The organism is Falsihalocynthiibacter arcticus (assembly GCF_000812665.2).
Taxonomy (GTDB): Bacteria; Pseudomonadota; Alphaproteobacteria; order Rhodobacterales; family Rhodobacteraceae; genus Falsihalocynthiibacter; species Falsihalocynthiibacter arcticus.
On sequence record NZ_CP014327.1, the window covers coordinates 2207343 to 2224890 of the forward strand.

The 17548-nt window shown below is 52.5% G+C and carries 15 protein-coding genes and 4 pseudogenes; 13 read left to right on the plus strand and 6 right to left on the minus strand.

Translation table 11 applies throughout. The features are described 5' to 3' along the window. Positions 1-47 precede the first annotated feature (47 nt). Positions 48-843, minus strand: a pseudogene (locus RC74_RS21715) (IS5 family transposase). 52 nt (positions 844-895) lie between these two features. After that, positions 896-1957 carry an IS630 family transposase gene (locus RC74_RS10980; protein ID WP_039004322.1) on the minus strand — a complete coding sequence of 354 codons (1062 nt, stop codon included), beginning with the start codon at positions 1955-1957 and terminating at the stop codon, positions 896-898. A 286-nt stretch (positions 1958-2243) separates the two neighbouring features. On the opposite strand from RC74_RS10980, the gene RC74_RS10985 reads away from it, so the two are divergent. The 10 genes and pseudogenes from RC74_RS10985 to RC74_RS11030 form a co-directional block, all read left to right on the plus strand. Continuing rightward, positions 2244-3224: a LacI family DNA-binding transcriptional regulator gene (locus tag RC74_RS10985; RefSeq protein WP_039004323.1), complete on the plus strand. Its 981-nt coding sequence runs from the start codon at positions 2244-2246 to the stop codon at positions 3222-3224. 98 nt (positions 3225-3322) lie between these two features. Continuing rightward, positions 3323-4654, plus strand: coding sequence for a histidinol dehydrogenase (gene hisD, locus RC74_RS10990; protein WP_039004324.1), 1332 nt, complete (start codon positions 3323-3325; stop codon positions 4652-4654). A gap of 26 nt (positions 4655-4680) precedes the next feature. After that, the gene (locus RC74_RS10995; protein WP_039004325.1) at positions 4681-5529 is read left to right on the plus strand and encodes a sugar phosphate isomerase/epimerase family protein; all 849 of its coding nucleotides are present in this window, start codon (positions 4681-4683) and stop codon (positions 5527-5529) included. Then, the gene (locus tag RC74_RS11000; RefSeq protein WP_082802255.1) at positions 5526-7040 is read left to right on the plus strand and encodes a sugar ABC transporter ATP-binding protein; all 1515 of its coding nucleotides are present in this window, start codon (positions 5526-5528) and stop codon (positions 7038-7040) included. Before RC74_RS10995 ends, RC74_RS11000 begins: the two co-directional genes overlap by 4 nt. Beyond that, positions 7037-8011 (plus strand): ABC transporter permease, encoded by a 975-nt coding sequence (locus RC74_RS11005; protein ID WP_039004327.1) that lies wholly within the window; start codon positions 7037-7039, stop codon positions 8009-8011. The genes RC74_RS11000 and RC74_RS11005 overlap by 4 nt, the downstream gene beginning before the upstream one ends. Further along, complete coding sequence (locus RC74_RS11010; protein WP_039004328.1) at positions 8008-8994, plus strand: ABC transporter permease; 987 nt, start codon at positions 8008-8010, stop codon at positions 8992-8994. Before RC74_RS11005 ends, RC74_RS11010 begins: the two co-directional genes overlap by 4 nt. 55 nt (positions 8995-9049) lie before the next feature. After that, positions 9050-10177 carry a substrate-binding domain-containing protein gene (locus tag RC74_RS11015; protein ID WP_052275119.1) on the plus strand — a complete coding sequence of 376 codons (1128 nt, stop codon included), beginning with the start codon at positions 9050-9052 and terminating at the stop codon, positions 10175-10177. A 303-nt stretch (positions 10178-10480) separates the two neighbouring features. Further along, positions 10481-11173, plus strand: a complete 693-nt coding sequence (locus tag RC74_RS11020; protein WP_169798730.1) for an alpha/beta hydrolase — start codon at positions 10481-10483, stop codon at positions 11171-11173. Positions 11174-11219: 46 nt separating this feature from the next. Continuing rightward, on the plus strand, positions 11220-11789 hold the full coding sequence (locus RC74_RS11025; protein WP_039004331.1) for a hypothetical protein: 570 nt from the start codon (positions 11220-11222) through the stop codon (positions 11787-11789). A gap of 69 nt (positions 11790-11858) precedes the next feature. After that, positions 11859-12267 (plus strand): annotated as a pseudogene (locus tag RC74_RS11030) (IS6 family transposase); the annotation flags it as partial. A 388-nt stretch (positions 12268-12655) separates the two neighbouring features. On the opposite strand, the gene RC74_RS11035 reads toward RC74_RS11030, so the two are convergent. The 3 genes and pseudogenes from RC74_RS11035 to RC74_RS11040 form a co-directional block, all read right to left on the minus strand. Then, positions 12656-12883, minus strand: coding sequence for a YdeI/OmpD-associated family protein (locus RC74_RS11035; RefSeq protein ID WP_039004332.1), 228 nt, complete (start codon positions 12881-12883; stop codon positions 12656-12658). Then, positions 12883-12987 (minus strand): annotated as a pseudogene (locus RC74_RS21720) (IS66 family transposase); the annotation flags it as partial. The gene RC74_RS11035 and the pseudogene RC74_RS21720, both read right to left, overlap by 1 nt. Before the next feature lie 115 nt (positions 12988-13102). Continuing rightward, positions 13103-13303 (minus strand): annotated as a pseudogene (locus RC74_RS11040) (DUF4389 domain-containing protein); the annotation flags it as partial. A 96-nt stretch (positions 13304-13399) separates the two neighbouring features. Here RC74_RS11040 and istA point away from each other — a divergent pair. The 3 genes from istA to RC74_RS11055 all read left to right on the plus strand — a co-directional run bounded on the left by istA (position 13400) and on the right by RC74_RS11055 (position 16622). Next, on the plus strand, positions 13400-14896 hold the full coding sequence (istA, locus tag RC74_RS11045; RefSeq protein WP_062628125.1) for an IS21 family transposase: 1497 nt from the start codon (positions 13400-13402) through the stop codon (positions 14894-14896). Then, complete coding sequence (gene istB / locus RC74_RS11050) at positions 14893-15645, plus strand: IS21-like element helper ATPase IstB (protein ID WP_062628126.1); 753 nt, start codon at positions 14893-14895, stop codon at positions 15643-15645. The genes istA and istB overlap by 4 nt, the downstream gene beginning before the upstream one ends. A gap of 509 nt (positions 15646-16154) precedes the next feature. Continuing rightward, positions 16155-16622 (plus strand): phage terminase small subunit P27 family, encoded by a 468-nt coding sequence (locus RC74_RS11055; RefSeq protein WP_039004181.1) that lies wholly within the window; start codon positions 16155-16157, stop codon positions 16620-16622. A 61-nt stretch (positions 16623-16683) separates the two neighbouring features. On the opposite strand, the gene RC74_RS11060 is transcribed toward RC74_RS11055, so the two are convergent. Next, positions 16684-17349, minus strand: coding sequence for a HEPN domain-containing protein (locus RC74_RS11060; RefSeq protein WP_039004182.1), 666 nt, complete (start codon positions 17347-17349; stop codon positions 16684-16686). Positions 17350-17548: the final 199 nt, after the last annotated feature.

Here is a 17548-nt window from a genome sequence, read left to right on the forward strand (position 1 = left end):
GGTTGGTTCTACGGCTTTGTTGCAGACCAACCGGCTAGGCTCAGGACTCATAACCAAAACAAAACCGTAGCTGCGAGAGCAATTGCGGACATGAATACGTTTGGGCAGCGATCATACCGAGTTGAGACCCGCCGCCAATCTTTTAGCTTTCCGAACATACGCTCGATGCGATTGCGTCTCTTGTAACGTCGCTTGTCGTATTTGATGGTTTTCTTACGCGACTTTCGTCCAGGTATGCAGGGTTGTATGCCACAGTCTATGAGAGATTTCCTAAACCAATCAGCATAATAGCCCCTGTCTGCCAGCAACCATTGCGCACGTGGTAAACGTTCCAATAGTGCAGCCGCACCAGTATAATCACTGTACCATTGCCCGGCAGGCGATGCTTGCATCGCTGAGAGGGTTGACCAGCCGTTAATATAAACCTAATAGGCCGACCCAGCGTATCCGTGACGGCATGAAGTTTTGTATTCATCCCGCCCTTGGTAAGCCCAATCAGTCGACCACACCCCTTTTTTTTAACCTCAGACTTGAAGCTGTGCGATGTGCTTTTAGATAAGTTGCGTCGATTGAGAGCGTCTTATTGTCAGGAATTTCAGCACTCAATCCCGCGAGTATTTGAGCAAACACACCCAAATCGCTCCAACGTTTCCATCGGTTGTATAACGTCTTAGCCGGACCATATTCGGTAGGGGCATCACACCACCGTAGCCCATTGCGGTTAATGAAAATTATGCCGTTCAATACACGCCGATCATCCACTCGGGCGCGGCCACGCACTCTCGGAAAATAGGGCCGAAGCCGCACCATTTGCTCTTCGGTTAACCAGAAAAGATTGCTCATATCACCTCCGTTATGGATGGGTAAAATGAATCACAACCTACTTATACCGCTTCTACTCCAAAACCCGAAATTTCTCGTGGGTCATGACACGGAAGTTGTCTGACACCCGGTCGCGGAATTTTTTCCAGTCCTGCGGGATGGTTTCGCGCATGAATGCGAGGATTGCTTCGGCGAACTGTTTCTGACTTCGGTAGTAGCGATTGTGGGTGACGTATTGATGCAAAACCGCCCAAAGCCTCTCAATTGGATTGAGATGGGGGCAGTATGGTGGCAGCTGGATCAGATGGATACGACAGGCCGCCCTCGCGAGGAAGGCTCTGACGTCGGGCCCTTTGTGGTAGGCGGCGTTGTCCCAGATGACATGGATAATGCGCTTGTGAGGATTACGCGCCTCAATCTTGGACAGAAGCTGCACCGCACTGACACCATCAACCGTCGTGGGCTCAACAAACGGCGTATCAAAAGTCTCAAGGTTTACAGCGCCATGTATGTTCACGCGCCCCCGCCCTGCCGTGCTGAGAACTGCCGGGTTTGAGCCAACTTTCACCCAACCAAATGCAGGCTTGGTCTGGTATTCCGGATGCGCCGCATCGGCGAAGTAGACGGCTTCATCTGCAGGTAACTCGCGCATCAGGCGTTCGTATAATGCTATGAAAGCTGCCTGCTTTTGTGCCGATGCCACGCGGGGCAGAGGCTTGGGTTTGCGGTATTCAAAGCCCAAGCGGGCCAGAAGTTTGATGCAGCCGGAATTTGAGTAGTCCAAATCATACTCAGCACGGATATGGGCCCGGATCTCGACGGTCGAGCGGCAAAAGCGTTGTTCCAGCCAAGTGCATAACGCGGCCTCTTGAACCTGCGACATCCGGGACTGACCGCCCTTCCAGCCGTCAAAGGCAAGCGCATCCCAGCCATCTTGCCGGTAAGACCTATACCAGCCCCGGATGGTGTCGTCGTCCAGATACAGGAACTTTGCGATCCGAGAGCAGTTCTCCCCATCGTCCAACAGCAGGATGGCGTTCGCGCGACGGGCAACACCGTGGTCCTCGCGCTGACGACGCACGCACGCCTCAAGCTCAATGCGCTCTGCAACGGAAAGAAAACCGGGACGGATCATGGGGATAACTGAATCGTTCCGACACCAGCAGTCAAGCCATCAAATTCGGCTTTCGCAGGACTCGGAGTATAAATAAGAAACAAGTTTAATAGGTCCTGATCCTAAGGTTGTAAGCGTTGAATACTAATGCCTTGAGGCCCCTCTCAAGGCATCTATTACAAATGGTCGAAGGACTTCATGGACGCTAGCAAACGGCGGCGTCTCGAGGAATTAAAAATTAGAATCGCGATGCAATAGACTTCACAAGTTTAGATATGCAATATTTCACCAAATGGAGGTGAGAAATATGAAAGTTACGGCAAGAGATGTAGCAAAAAGCGCGGAAACTTCGGTATCGGCTATATCACGTGCGTTTCGCTCGGATTCCTCGCTGTCTGACGACGTGCGGCAACGTGTTCTGCGTATTGCAGCCGAGATGGGCTATGTTATCCCATCACAACGGATGGCCGCACAAGGTAAGACAAGAACGATTTCACTGGTTGTCGGCGATGTGGTGAATCCATTTTATCCGTCTATTTTGGAGGCTTTTTCAAGTGCTGCAATGGATGAAGGAATTTTGCTTAACCTACATGTGGTTCCGCAGGGCAAAAGCGTTGATAGTGTGATTGCTCACGTACTTGGTCAACGCTCAAGCGCGGTCATTGTGACGTCTGCAACGTTGTCATCAGACCTAGCAGTTCAATGTTTGCAAAAAGGGCTGCCCGTAGTGTTGTTTAATCGAGTGCAGATTAATACGGGTCTTAGCGCTGTATGTTGCGACAATTACGCGGGTGCGCAGCAAGTTGTGGATTTTCTATTAACTAAGGGATATCAAAGAATTGCCTTTGTTGGTGGCCTGCGAAACACATCAACTCATCTAGAGCGTTGGCGTGGTTTCGAAGATCGAATGAATGATGCTGGCAGGCCAGTATTCAGGTCTGTGTCAGGCAGTTTTGACTATGACGTCTCATTTGCGGCAGTTGTGGATTTGTTGAATGACAGCCAGCCACCTGACGCGATTTTTTGTGCAAATGACATTATGGCCATGGCCGCTATTGATGCCGCCAAATCCCAAGGGCGAAGTATTCCGCATGATGTTGCGGTCGTCGGATTCGACGACGTTCCAATGGCTGCTTGGCAGTCCTATCGTCTTACGACTGTTCGTCAACGTGTTCGGTTGATGGTGCAAGATACTTTCAAACTAATTTCGCAATTGATTGAAGATCCAGCTGCAAGGGGAACCATCAGAATAACACCGAGTGTTCTCATTGAGAGGGATAGCGCTTGAAGTGAAATATTTCACAAGGAAGTATAATTCTTGCGGGAAGTTGTGGGAGGCTTTATCGACATTGAAACAATGTCTCAAAGTTACGCGGGAGGTTCTTGATGACTATTACCTATCTCAAATCTGGTAAACTGGCTGCAGTTCGCGCGGAGGATGATGCACGAACGGCGGCCACCGTAGCGGAGATTTTGAAAGATATCGAAACGCGAGGGGACGCTGCCGTTCACGATCTGGCTGTTAAGTTCGACGCTTTCGATCGCGAAAGCTACCGGCTTGACGAAGACGAGATTGCAGCAATTATCGCGCGTGTAGATCTGGCAGATTTGGCGGATATCAAGTTCGCTCAGGAGAATGTGCGCAAGTTCGCTCAGGCACAGCGGGACTCGATGCTCGACATTGAAACGGAACCCATGCCGGGCGTGATATTGGGCCATAAAAACATACCGGTCCAATCGGTTGGTTGCTATGTGCCAGGCGGAAAATTCCCGATGGTCGCGTCCGCACATATGTCGGTTGCAACCGCGTCCGTTGCGGGTGTTCCACGCATTATCGCCTGCACACCGCCGTTCAAGGGCGAACCCAATCCAGCGGTGATTGCAGCGATACATCTTGGCGGGGCGCATGAAATTTACGTCTTGGGGGGAATTCAGGCTGTTGGCGCGATGGCGCTTGGGACGGAAACGATTGACCCTGTTCATCTTTTGGTAGGTCCCGGAAACGCCTTTGTCGCCGAAGCCAAACGGCAGCTTTTCGGTCGTGTCGGTATTGATCTGTTTGCTGGACCCACGGAGACGATGATCATTGCGGATGAAACGGTAGACGCGGAAATTTGCGCGACCGATTTACTGGGCCAGGCCGAACATGGCTATAATAGTCCTTGCGTCCTGTTGACCAACTCGGCGAAATTGGCAACAGATAGTATGGCGGAAATTGACCGACTGTTGGACATCTTGCCAACGGCTGACACGGCCCGTGTCTCGTGGGAGGACTACGGGGAGGTGATCGTGTGTGATACATACGACGAGATGCTGCACGTTGCGGACGATATTGCGTCGGAGCATGTTCAGGTGATGACGGATCGTGACGATTGGTTCCTTGAGAACATGACCTGCTATGGCGCATTGTTTTTGGGCGCACGCACCAATGTTGCTAACGGTGACAAGGTGATCGGCACGAACCATACGCTGCCGACCAAGAAGGCTGGCCGCTACACTGGCGGGCTTTGGGTCGGGAAATATCTTAAAACGCATTCCTACCAGAAGATTACAACTGATGCGGCGGCGGCGTCGATTGGCGCTTACGGTTCGCGGCTATGTCTGCTTGAAGGGTTTGTTGGTCATGCAGAACAGTGCAATGTCAGGGTGCGCCGCTATGGCGGTATAAACGTGCCTTATGGAGCGCCAGCCCCCGCGGCGGCTGCCCCAAAACCGTAGGAATACAGAGACAGGATGGTGACGTTATGAAGCTTGGTATTAACTTGTTATGTATTGGCGGACATATTGATGAGGCCGCGATGCCGTATCTCGAGTTGATCGCCGAATGTGGGTTTGATCACGTCGAAGTGCCTGTGATGCATGGATCTCCGGACCACTATGAATGGTTGGGTCAGAAATTGTCCGCACTTGGCCTTGGGGCTGCGCAAACGTCGATTGTGCCTGATCTTGATGCAAACCCGCTTTCAGCAGGTGACGCCATCCGCAAACGGGGGCGCGCGCATTTGGACTGGATTCAGGATTGCGCCGAGGCACTTGGCTCCCAGACCGTTGGTGGCCCATTTCACGCGCCAATGGGGCATTTTACCGGACAAGGGCCAACTGCGGAGGAAATTTCATATGGTGCCGAGGCGCATCATGCGATGGCAACACGTGCGGCGCGTCATGGCTATATCTTGGCGCTCGAGCCACTGTCGCGGTTTGAGACCTACTTCCTGAACACTGTGGCGCAGGCGAACGCCTATATTCAGGCCGTGGATCACCCTACATTTGGCATCATGTATGATACGTTTCACGCGAATATCGAAGAAAAATCCCAGACCGCAGCGATCAACGCTTTGGGGAAAAAGATGCATGTTTTACATGTCTCCGAGAATGATCGCGGTGTGCCCGGAACGGGGCAAATTGATTTTTCATCAGTCTTCTCCGCTGTGAAAGCACAAGGATTTGACGGGCACGTTGTGGTCGAGGCGTTTGGCGCAGGGGTTCCAGAATTGGCTGCGGCCACACGTGTCTGGCGTCCACTGTTCCCCGACTTGGAAACGCTGATCCGTCAATCGCATAGCTTTGTGCGCGACGCATGGAATGCCGCATGACAGCGCCGGTGATCGAGATGAAGAACATCACCAAGACCTTTCCGGGGGTTAAGGCGCTATCTGACGTCAGTTTTGACGTTTGCGCGGGTGAGGTTCAGGCGCTTGTCGGCGAAAATGGCGCGGGTAAATCCACGCTGATTAAGATCATGTCTGGTGTGTATCAAGCAGACGCGGGTCAGGTGCATTTGGGCGGCACGCCTGTGCATTTCACCCACCCTGTGCAGTCGTTGCACGCGGGCATCTCGGTTATTTATCAAGAGTTTTCGTTACTGCCAGAGCGCACGGTTGCGCAAAACCTATTCTTGGGGCGTGAACCGCGTGGGCGGTTTGGTCTGATTGATGAGGCAGCGATGCGCACTGAGACGCGCCGTGTGCTGGACCTATTTGCATCGGGCACGCGCATCGATCCCGATCAGGCGGTTGGCACATTGGATGTGGCGACCCAGCAGATGGTCGAAATCGCAAAAGCGGTGTCCTTGGACGCCCGCGTGATTGTGATGGACGAGCCGACGGCCGCGCTAAACGATACTGAATGTGCAGAACTGTTTGAGACCGTTGATAAGCTTCGCGCGCGTGGCGTGGCGATCATCTACATCACCCACCGCATGCGCGAAATCACCCGATTGGCAGACCGTGTGACGGTGTTAAAGGACGGCGAGATTGCCAAGTGCTTCGACCATGTGCCCGCGCCCGATGCGATTGTGCGCGCGATGGTTGGCCGCGACATTGCCGATTTCTACCCGCCGCCTGCCTCTGGCGTCGAGATTGGTGCGCCAATCTTAACTGTGGCAAATGCGGGCAACGCACATCTGACTGACATTAATCTGACTGTGCACGCTGGCGAAATTGTTGGCCTTGCAGGCATCCAAGGGGCAGGGCGCGTGGCGCTTGCCATGGCGCTCTTTGGCGGAAAACCGTTCACGTCGGGCGAGGTCACGCTTGACGGAAACCCCGCGCGGTTCCGCTCTGCGCGTGAAGCAATTGCAGGCGGGATCGGCCTGCTACCTGGCGACCGCAAGAAAGAGGGCTTGGTGTTAATGCAATCGGTGCGCGACAACGGCATGTTGACGCCGCGTGCTTTTGCAAAGCTTGGTGGGAGCCACAAGGCAAACGGGTTTGCGGACATCTCGCGGATCGATGATCTGTTGGACCGCATGGATATTCGCGCGGCGTCCTATGATCAGGATATTCGCGGTCTTTCGGGAGGCAATCAGCAAAAAGCGATTGTCGCGCGTTGGTTAGCAATGAGCCCTAAATTGTTGATTTTTATAGAGCCTACACGTGGTATTGATGTGAATGCCAAGGCTGGCATCTATCACCTGATGCGCGAATTGGCGCGGCAAGGGGCGGGGATTTTAATGATCTCTTCTGACCTGCCCGAAGTGATCGGTGCCGCCGACCGTGTGGTTGTCATGCAGGCGGGGCGCATCTTTGGCGAATTCCCGCATGGGGCGTCCGAGCAAGACATTATGCACGCAGCCACCGCAGACATGAGAGAGGCCGTGAAATGAGTTCTTCCCCGGAAAAATCAGGTTTCCGCTTTGAGAAATGGGCACCGCTGATTTTATTGGGCGCAGCATTCGCGATCTATATCGGCATCGTGATCGCCACGGGCCAGTCGCAATATCTGTCGCTCGACAACCTGATTGCGATCCTTGGACGCTCTATTGCGTTGGGGATTACCGCGATTGGGCAGACCTTTGTGATCCTTGTCGCCTCGATTGATTTGAGTGTGGCGAGCCTCATTTCCGCTAGCTCCGTTTTGGCCTCCGTCGTGATGGACGGCGCGCCAAGCATGATCATCCCCGCAATCATCGCGGCCTTGGCTATTGGCGTTTTGGTGGGCCTTATCAATGGGTTGATCATCACATCGCTCATGGTGAACCCATTGATTGCAACGTTGGGTACGAGCCTGATCATTCAAGGGTGCCTGTCGGCATTTGTCTCCAACTTCGCAGGATCGGTGCCTGAGGAGTTTCAAATCTTCGCGTATGGCGAGTTTTTGGGCGTGCCTGCGGCGCTGATCTTTTTGGTTCTCCTCGCACTGGCCGCGTGGTGGATGTTGCGGTTTACCAAATTGGGATCGGATATCTACGCGGTTGGTGGCAATGAAGAAGCGGCGCGTTTTGCGGGGATCAAGACCAAGCGGGTAATCGTTTGGGCGCACGTGATCTGCTCGGTTTGCGCGACGATTGCCGGATTGTATTTGGCCAGCCGTTTGCGGTCTGGCGCGCCTTGGATCGGTGCGGACGGCGTTTATGATTTAGAAAGCATCGCGGTCGTGGTCATTGGGGGCACTGTACTTGCAGGCGGGCGCGGCGGCATTTTAGGCACAATGGCGGGCATGATGATCTTCTCACTGATCGATTCCATTTTCAACATCGCGGGCGTTGATAGCTTTGCCAAACAAGTCATGCGCGGCATCATTATTATCGCGGCGGTTGCGTTTTATGCGCTGCGTTCAAAAAGGATTGTGGCATGAGTGACACTGCAAATTCCGTCCCTGCAAGAGAGCGTCGCCAAAAGCGGACCATCAACCCTGTCTGGTTTTTGCTGGGCGTTCTGATCATTGCGATCATCGTTATGAATCCAAGTTTTGTGCAGCCCCCAGGTTACATGAACTTCCTGAAACGTGCTGCGCCTCTGGCAATTTTAGCGGCGGGGCAGGTCTATGTGATTGTCTCGGGTGGCTTCGATCTATCGGTGGGAGCGATCATCAGTTTGGTTGTAGTGGGTGCATCAATGCTAACCAACAACGATCCTGCCACGACCTATTGGGTCATCCCTTTGATGTTGGCTTTGGGCACGAGCATCGGTGCGATCAACGGCATGGTGGTTTGCTTTTTGCGGGTGCCATCGTTGATCGCGACGCTGGGCATGATGATCACGCTGAACGGCTTAACGTTCATGTGGTCGGGCGGCGCGCCGCGTGGTTATTTGCCCGATACGTTCCGCTTCTTCGGGCGCGAATTGATCCGTGATGTTCCGTTTGTGCGGTTCATTCCTGTGTCGGTGATTGTCCTGATTGTCGTGGGCGGATTGCTCGCGTGGGGAATGCACCGCACCAATCTGGGCCGGCTTATTCATGCGATTGGTGACAACCCTCATGCGGCCCGTTTGGGCGGTGTGGCGGTGAACCGCGTGCGCATAACCGCGTTTATGATCTCGGGCCTGTCGGCCGCCATCGTAGGTATCCTGCTTGGCGGATTTGCGGGCGTTTCCACAGATGTAGGCACCGGTTACGAGCTACAAGCGATCACGGCGGCCGTTTTAGGTGGCGCGCAATTACTGGGCGGGCGTGGGTCAGTGCCTGCCGCAATCGGCGGCGCTTTGGCGCTGACCGCAATCTTTACGCTTTTGAACTTCCTCGGCCTGCCACAACCCGTCCGGCAGGTGGTGCAAGGCGCGATTCTTATCGCAGCCGTTGCCTTGGCAATGCACCGAAGGGAACGGACGGGAACGTAAGCGACACGCCTTTATTGGGCGCAATTGATGATCATATCCAATGGGAGGATTTACTATGAAACATGTCATGATGACCACAACCGCAGTCGCCGCTTTGGCGTTAAGTCTGACGTCTGCAGCAGCGCAAAACTTCAACGATCCTGCGGAGTTTGCTAAGCAACTCGAGCAGCTTGGAGCAACTGCAAACGGGCCTGCGGATCAGCCTTGGATGCAATATATCGGCGACGGTATGGTCGAAAATGCGGGCTTGAGCACGGATGCACCAGCGACGGTTTGCTTTTCGAATGCTGGCGTGAACAACCCATGGCGCGTTGTTGGCTACACCAATATGCTTGAAGAACTGAAGGACCAAGCGTCGATTGGCGAGTTTATTCACGTAGACGCAGAAGGCTCTGACGACAAGCAAATCGCAGACATTAACGACCTGTTGGCGGGCGGCGATTGCGATGTGATGATCGTATCACCAAACACAACCGCCGCTTTGACGCCAGCGGTTGAGAAGGCTTGCGAAGCGATGCCCGTCATCGTGTTTGACCGCGGCGTGAACACAAGTTGCCCAGTTACGTTTGTGCATCCAGTTGGCGGCTACGGCTTCGGTATTCAGGGCGCGAACTTCATCAAGGACAACGTGGACGAGGGCGCAAACGTGTTGATGCTGCGCATCTTGCCGGGCGTTGACGTGCTGGAAACCCGCTATTCTGGTGGCCGCAAAGTGCTGGACGATGCAGGTCTGAACGTGGTCGGCGTTGAATTCACTGACGGCGATAATGCGAAAACTAAGTCCATTGTCGAGGACTATCTGATGCGCGATCAAATCGACGCGGTCTGGATGGACGCGGGTGCGACGGCTGTTGCCGCGATCGAAGCGTTTGAGGATTCTGGCTATGATTTGCCAGTGTTCGTTGGTGAAGATCAGCAAGATTTCCTGCTGAAATGGCAAACCGAAGGCATGACCGCAATCGCACCGACCTACCCGACATACCAGTGGCGCACAGCGATTATCGCAGCGGCGCGGGTCATCGAGGGCGAGGCGGTTCCGGGTCCAGAGTGGGTCCTGCCACAGCCAACCATCACGCAAGAGACCTTGGCTGATTTCGCAAACCCAGACATGCCACCACTGCACTATGCGATGTGTGGATGCGACGGCATGGCGAACTACCCACAAGCTTGGGGCGCCAAGTAAAGCCGTTATCGTCGTTAAACAAATCTCAGGGCGGGAGTCGAATGCCGCCCTGTTGAGGTAAACCATCACTTGCCGTGAAACCCATACTTCTGGGATGGCGAAGTTCTACGTGACTGGACACTGGCATCGGAAATCCGGCACGACCCCAACTGCAAAACACCCCAAGGTGACCAGCGGGTCGGTGGGGACCGACGAGGTAGACTACTTATGGCGTTGAGTTATTGGAACCAGCAATTTCAGTTCAAACAAGTGCTTCCTGACTTTCAGGCATGCATAGACAGGATGCAGCGACGAAGTGGCGAAGTGTCCCTTTCGTTCGAGCGAATGGCCTATGGCAAAGGTCCCCGCCAGTTCGTCGAAATAAGCGGGCGGCCCAGCCGCGAGGAAATTTTACCTGTCTTTATTCACGGCGGTTACTGGCGCGCTTTGGAGGCGGAAAGCCACCGGTTTGTGCTGCCAGCCTTGCATGCGCGGACCGGGGCTGTTGCCAATCTTGAATACCGACTGCTTCCGCACGTTTCCCTGCCCGAAATTGTCGCGGATGTCGCGGCAGGGCTTCGGCTGATATCGAACCATTTCGGGTGTCGTGTTGCGGTGATCGGGCACTCCGCAGGTGGGCATTTGGCCGTGATGAGTGCGCGGCAATTGCCCGATACCGTCGTGGCAGCTGTTGCGATCAGCGGTTTTTTCGATCTGACGCCCTTGGCATGGTCGTTTCTGCGAGAGGAAGTCGGTTTGACGTCCGCCGATTTGAATGACCAAAGCCCGCAAGAGATTTGGGTGGGGCATACAGCACGCCAAGTTTTGCTTGCCGTAGGTCAAAACGAAACGCCGGAGTTCCACCGCCAAGCACAGATGTTTGCCAGTAGTCATGGTGCAACGTTTGTCGAAATTCCGGCTACTCACCACATGACCGTTCTGGACGACCTCGCAAAAGAAAACGGCACTCTCATTCCAGAAATAAATGCGCTTATTGACAGCCTGAACCCAGAATAACGCCCCAAAAGGCGGAAACAAAAACAGTTAAAATCGGAGGAAACACATGACAGTTATAACAGAAAGCTTCCCATCTAAACCGGATGGCATGATACCAAACAGCCGTTTTCCGCTTCTGGTGCATCGGGGGGCCGCACCCAAAGGCGACGCAACTACAATCAAGGAACAGTTCCGTGCGAACGGTTGGTCAAACAACTGGGACTACCCCGGCGTTTACGAATATGCGCATTTCCATTCAACGACCCATGAATGCCTTGGCTGCGTAATCGGCTGGATGGAATTCAATATTTCGGTCGGTGAAGGTGGCTGGACAAAGGTGCGGATCGAAGCGGGCGACATCATTGTGATGCCTGCGGGCGTGAGCCATGAAATGATAGGCCAGTCTGACGATATTCACATGTGTGGCGGCTACCCTGATGGTCGTGACTGGGACGATATTCAGGAAAAGTTCCTGTCCGAAGAAGATTATAAAAGGGCGTGCAAACGTATCATGATGCTACCGATCCCTGATAAGGATCCCGCAACGGGCAAAGCCATGTCTGAATGGCATGCGGCCCCGTCATCGGTGGATGGCGGATGGAACGACTGGCGCCACGCACTGGACAAACGGGTTTGATAAGACCCTAGGGTATTGCCAAGTTGTTGGCTGGGTTTGAAGCAACTATGTCAGCCTTACGAGCATTCCGACCCATATGCCGCGCTGGGAGTAATTGTCAGCCGAGAAACGATCCGACTGTGGGTCAATTGCTTTGGTCAACACTTTGCAGATTACATCTGCTGGGATCGTCCGCGACCGAACGACAAGTGGCACCATGACGAGGTCGTGATCACAATCCGTTGCAAGAAATGCTGGCTGTGGCGCGCGATCGACGCAAGGGGCGACGTGGTCGATATTGCTCGTGCAAACACGCCGAAATGCTAAGGCTGCAAATCGCTTTTTCAAAAGGCTGGTTATCAAGTTTGGCGTGCCTAGGGTCGTCATCGCCGACAAGTTTCGCAGCTATAGCAAGCTGATCAAATCACTGGCACCGGACGCTGATCATCGCGCCAACGAGTGTTTTGAACAAGCCATCGTGCCATCAACGAACGCCACGGAGTAATACCAAAGTATTCACACGTCTAGTGGCTGCCATTCTTGAGCTTTGAAATGACCCACTTTCAAAGCTGATAGCAAAGTAATCAATAAAAAAGATCCAGTTTCTGTCTGTGATACTTAGTAGAATTAGCGCCGGACGAATTTCTCTTGGCAACAAAAATGATGGATGCTGTCTGTGTCGCGAAAGTTTGGAAGGTCCGCTCTCCGCCCTAACTGATTATGTCCACAACCCTTCCTTATTGCCATAATCCATTTTTCGGCTAGTCGGTAAAAAGAATGGACTTTAGTAGGTTCAGGCTAGTCAGTGTGCGGAAACCTTATACAAAGGCAAGTATTTATCAAGTCGAGCTCCCGCAACCAAAATAATCGAATAAATATTGTGCATTTCAAGGCTGTTTTTTCAAGGCTGTTTTGCACCAAAGTAGGACATCGTCCCTAAGCACCGCTACAACGCAATCATCCCAGCTGACCGAAATGACGCCTGATTTCTTATTAAAGACCCGGACCCAAAGCTCGGTTTCAATGTTGTGATATTCGGCCAGCCAGTTTTCCAACAAGGCGATGTTGGCAAAATTTTTGCTCTTGCCGCCATCGCTAACAACATCATTCGTCATAGGATAGCCCAATTTTGTGCGCCTGCTTCATGGCCCGCGAAGAGTGCGTTTTTGTGTTGTAGGGCGAAGGGTCGGATTCTGCGTTCGACGGGATTGCTGTCCATCTATTCCCTACCATTCTTCAGCGAAGGCTGAGTTCCCGCCCTTTTTTACGTTCTATTTTTCCAACAGGTCGTTGACTGGTATTTGTAATTATTGCCAGGAAGCATTTGTTAATGTTTAATCGAGTTCGGTCCATGGCCAAGGCTTAACTTCGCTTGCTGCGGTTTGAAAACGGGCGGCTTTCGCCATCCAAACCCCTAAATCGGTCCCAAATTCAGCCAGACGCTCATTCGGCTGTTTGTTGTTAATTAACATTATAACAAACTGCACGACTGTCGCCGCGCCCAGAATTGTTTGCGCGATGCTCGTGTAAAACGCGGAGCAATAATGGGCCACAGAAGCGGCTGCGTATCGCAGTTGTAGCGGAGTAAAAATCCGCCAGTTTGTGTCCTTCGTTTATTCGGAGGGCGGGAGATGTATTCTGTGGATATTTATAATCGTGTGCGCCGTGCTTGTTTGAAGGACGGGATGTCTACTCGAGAAGCGGCGCGTTATTTCAACAAGGATCGCAAAACGATAGCCAAGATGTTGCGGCATGAGCTCCCTCCTGGTTATCGGCGTTCAGAAGCCCCGCGTCGCCCAACGCTTGATGATTATGTTGGTGTCATCGATAATATACTGCGTACAGATAAGGCCCTGATCAAAAAGCAGCGCCACACCGCCAAGCGTATTTTTGAGCGTTTGAGGGATGAACACGGGTACGCGGGAAGCTTGACGACAGTGACCTATTACGTTCGCGAACAAAAGCGACGCACTAAAGAGGTGTTTGTACCGTTGTCGCATCGGCCAGGCCACGCGCAGGTTGATTTTGGTGAGACACTTGGCGTGATTGGTGGCGTGGAATGCAAGATCCATTTTTTTGTAATGAGCTTACCGCATTCTGATGCGGTGTTCGTTAAGGGATACCCTGCCGAGACGACGGAAGCATTCTGCGATGGCCATGTGTCCGCCTTTGCGTTCTTTGATGGTATTCCGCAGTCCATTCTCTACGACAACACCAAGATCGCCGTTGCGCGGATACTCGGGGACAGAACGCGTATTCGCACACGTCGGTTCACTGAGCTGCAATCCCATTACCTGTTCGATGACAAGTTCGGGCGACCAGCGCGAGGAAACGATAAAGGCAACGTTGAGGGCATGGTTGGATATACGCGTCGCAACTTCATGGTCCCTGCGCCGCGTTGTGACAGCTTTGATGATTTGAACGCCCATCTGGAAGCGAAGTGTTTAGCACGTCAGGACGATACTTTGCGCGGCCACACCCAAACCATAGGTCAACGTTTGGTATCCGATTTTGATGCGCTGATGGGGTTGCCCGTGGCGGAATATGAAGCCTGCGACCATGTCAACACACGGGCCACTTCGATCTCGATGGTGCGCTATCGCAGCAATGACTACTCGGTGCCGGTGGCTTATGCACACCACGATGTTCATGTGCGTGGGTTTGTACATGAGGTTATCATCGGCTGCGGTAACGAGATCGTTGCACGGCACAAACGATCCTACCTATCCGCGGATATGATCTTTGACCCGCTCCACTTCCTGCCCTTGATTGAGCAGAAGGTGGGGGCTTTGGATCAGGCAGCCCCTTTGCAGGGCTGGAATCTACCGGATGCCTTCGCCACCCTGCACCGACTGCTCGAAGCCAGAATGGGCAAACCGGGCAAGCGAGAATACGTTCAAGTTCTGCGCCTTTTGGAAACATTCGAGATGGACGTTGTGCAAGGCGCAATCCAGCATGCCATTGATCTGGGCGCTATTGGCTATGATGCCGTAAAACACCTTGTGCTATGCCGTATTGAGAAGCGGCCACCGCGATTGGATTTGGACTTCTACCCGTATTTGCCTAAGGCCAATGTCGGCACGACACGCCCATCCAGTTACATGAGCCTGCTGGGAGCCACGGCATGACAGATGCTCCCCAAATCCTTCTGCACCACCACCTCAAGAAGTTGCGCTTGCCAACGTTCCAAGGAGAGTACGCAAAACAAGCCCAAATCTGTGCTGCTGAGAATAAGGACCACATCCAATATCTGGCGCGTCTGTGCGAGATGGAGTTAATTGACCGCGAACGGCGGATGATCGAAAGGCGGATCAAAGCGGCGAAGTTCCCCAGCACCAAAAGCCTGGATAGTTTTGACTTCAAGATCATGCCCAGCTTGAACAAGCCACTGACGATGGACTTGGCTCGATGTGACTACGTGGATCGCAGAGAAAACATTATTGCCCTCGGCCCATCGGGAACGGGCAAGACCCACATAGCTTTAGGACTTGGATTAGCCGCGTGCCAAAGAGGGTTGAAAGTACGGTTCACGACGGCGGCAGCCTTGGTTCATGATCTGATAGAAGCCCAAGATGAGCTCCGATTGCAGCGCATGCAAAAGCAACTGACGAGCCAGAATCTGTTGATCATTGATGAATTAGGCTTCGTTCCTCTGAGTAAATCCGGCGCAGAATTGCTCTTTGAGGTGATCTCGCAGTGCTACGAACGTGGTTCCATCATCATAACCTCAAACCTGCCCTTTGATGAATGGACCGAAGTCTTTGGCTCAGAGCGGCTCACGGGAGCCTTGCTGGATCGTTTGACACATCACGTCCACATCCTTGAGATGAACGGCGAAAGCTATAGGCTCAAACACAGTCGTAAGAACCGCCAGTAGTCAAAACACATCAAGATCAGAACAATGTTGGCCCATGGGCCAACATGCGCTTTGGCACGCGTTAGCTATTTGGGGGCACGCGCACCAAAGCGCAGAACATCCGAGAACTCAGTGGACCAATTTTACGCCGCGATCTGGTCCCTTTTTACTCTGCGATTGACATTACTGCGATGTCATTATACAGCGTTGGCAGAATTTTACACATGAGGAAGCCATTTTACATAATGATGGCCGCAGCTTCGAAGAAATAGTCAGTGACAGGACACGTGAGTGAATGCACCCCCCCGGGGGGTAAATCTTTGGAAATCGTCAAATACATGACCGGCGGGGAATAAAACTTTTGTGTACCGCGAAATTGGATAGGGGGTATCCTCTGCTGCTTGAATGAGGAGGCGTTTGAATTCAGCAAGTTACGATACAGTTTCTGACTTCGGCACCGGCAAAACGGTCGACCGACTGTATCCAGCTTATCGCACCATTAATTTTAGTCATGAAGGAAGCCCGTCGCAATGAGAGGACGCAAACCCAAGCCCACTGCACTTAAGCTCATACAAGGTAACCCAGGAAAGAGGTCGATCAACAAAAGTGAGCCTAAGCCACCTGCAACAATGCCGACATGCCCTTCCCATCTTTCTCCAACAGCTAAAGCAGAATGGAAGCGTCTCGCTCGTGTTCTTAATGATATTGGATTGCTAACAATTGCGGATCGCACAGTCTTTGCAGCGTATTGTCAGTCATATGGACGTTGGGTGGAAGCAGAACGAAAACTGCAGGATTCTCCAACCCTTTTGAAAATGCCTTCTGGCTATATTCAAACATCCCCCTGGCTAACAATTTCCAACAAACAATCCGAACTGATGCTTAAATATATGGCCGAACTTGGGCTGACGCCGTCTTCAAGGACGCGACTATCAACCGGAACGCCAAATGAGGAAATGCTCAAAATTGCTGCTATTGAGGAAAGATTTTTCCAATAAGTGCTATGTCATGCAATCCATTTAACTTGACTCGTTTTGCGGCGGCTGGAATTTTCCGCCTTCAAGTGACAACGGGGTAAAAGGGTTGCCCCCAATCTTCGTTCGGATGGTCCATCATGATCTCCACAAACACCGGCATTAGAAAAGCTAGGATCGCTGCGCCGTCGCGCACCTGATCTCGGTTGACGCTACTGTTCCAGGTGGCGCCTCCATGTACCAATTGATTGCGCAGTACATATAACCGATCAAATACGAAACTCAGAGTTCGAACCGTATCCTGTGCCTGAAGTGCTTGGGCAAAATTCTTGGCCGAGGTGGTAAAACGGTGCTCCCAATCATCAAATCCGTCGATGCCATTATGGTGTTGCCAGAACGGGCTGAAAACATAACGGTTTTGCATAAGCAATCGGATCGGACCAGAGAAGCTTTGCCAAATAGCTTTATCGATCCGTTGCTCCGTGTCCAAAGACACAATCTTTCCAAAGAAATCCGTGAAGGACGCACGCTCCCCTATGTTAATGCTCTGAAATTCGCTCTCGCCCGCATATGCGGCATTAAATGAAATCCAGAGAAAAATAAAACGAGAGTCGTGGTCAACGGTGGCGATTTCTGATCGCCCAATCCAGCTAATTGCACGATGCACGCGTAAGCCCATTGTCTCGGGAAAACAGTCCCTAATTTTCCGCTGTTTCTCTTTTAATTCGGCGTGGGTTATTGTTTCAGACATAATTTCCTCACTAGTTACTTGGAAGGGATACTACTCGTAAATCTGGACGAATTATGGCGACACTGGGATAATTGTATTTCTGAAAAAAGCTAGCGTGCTGGCGACTTAAATTCTCGGCGCTTGATTTAGTGGTGAATTCTTAGTTCTTGCACAAAATCGCCTCTTTTTGCGGGTTGTATATTTTCTGTTAGCCGTTGAA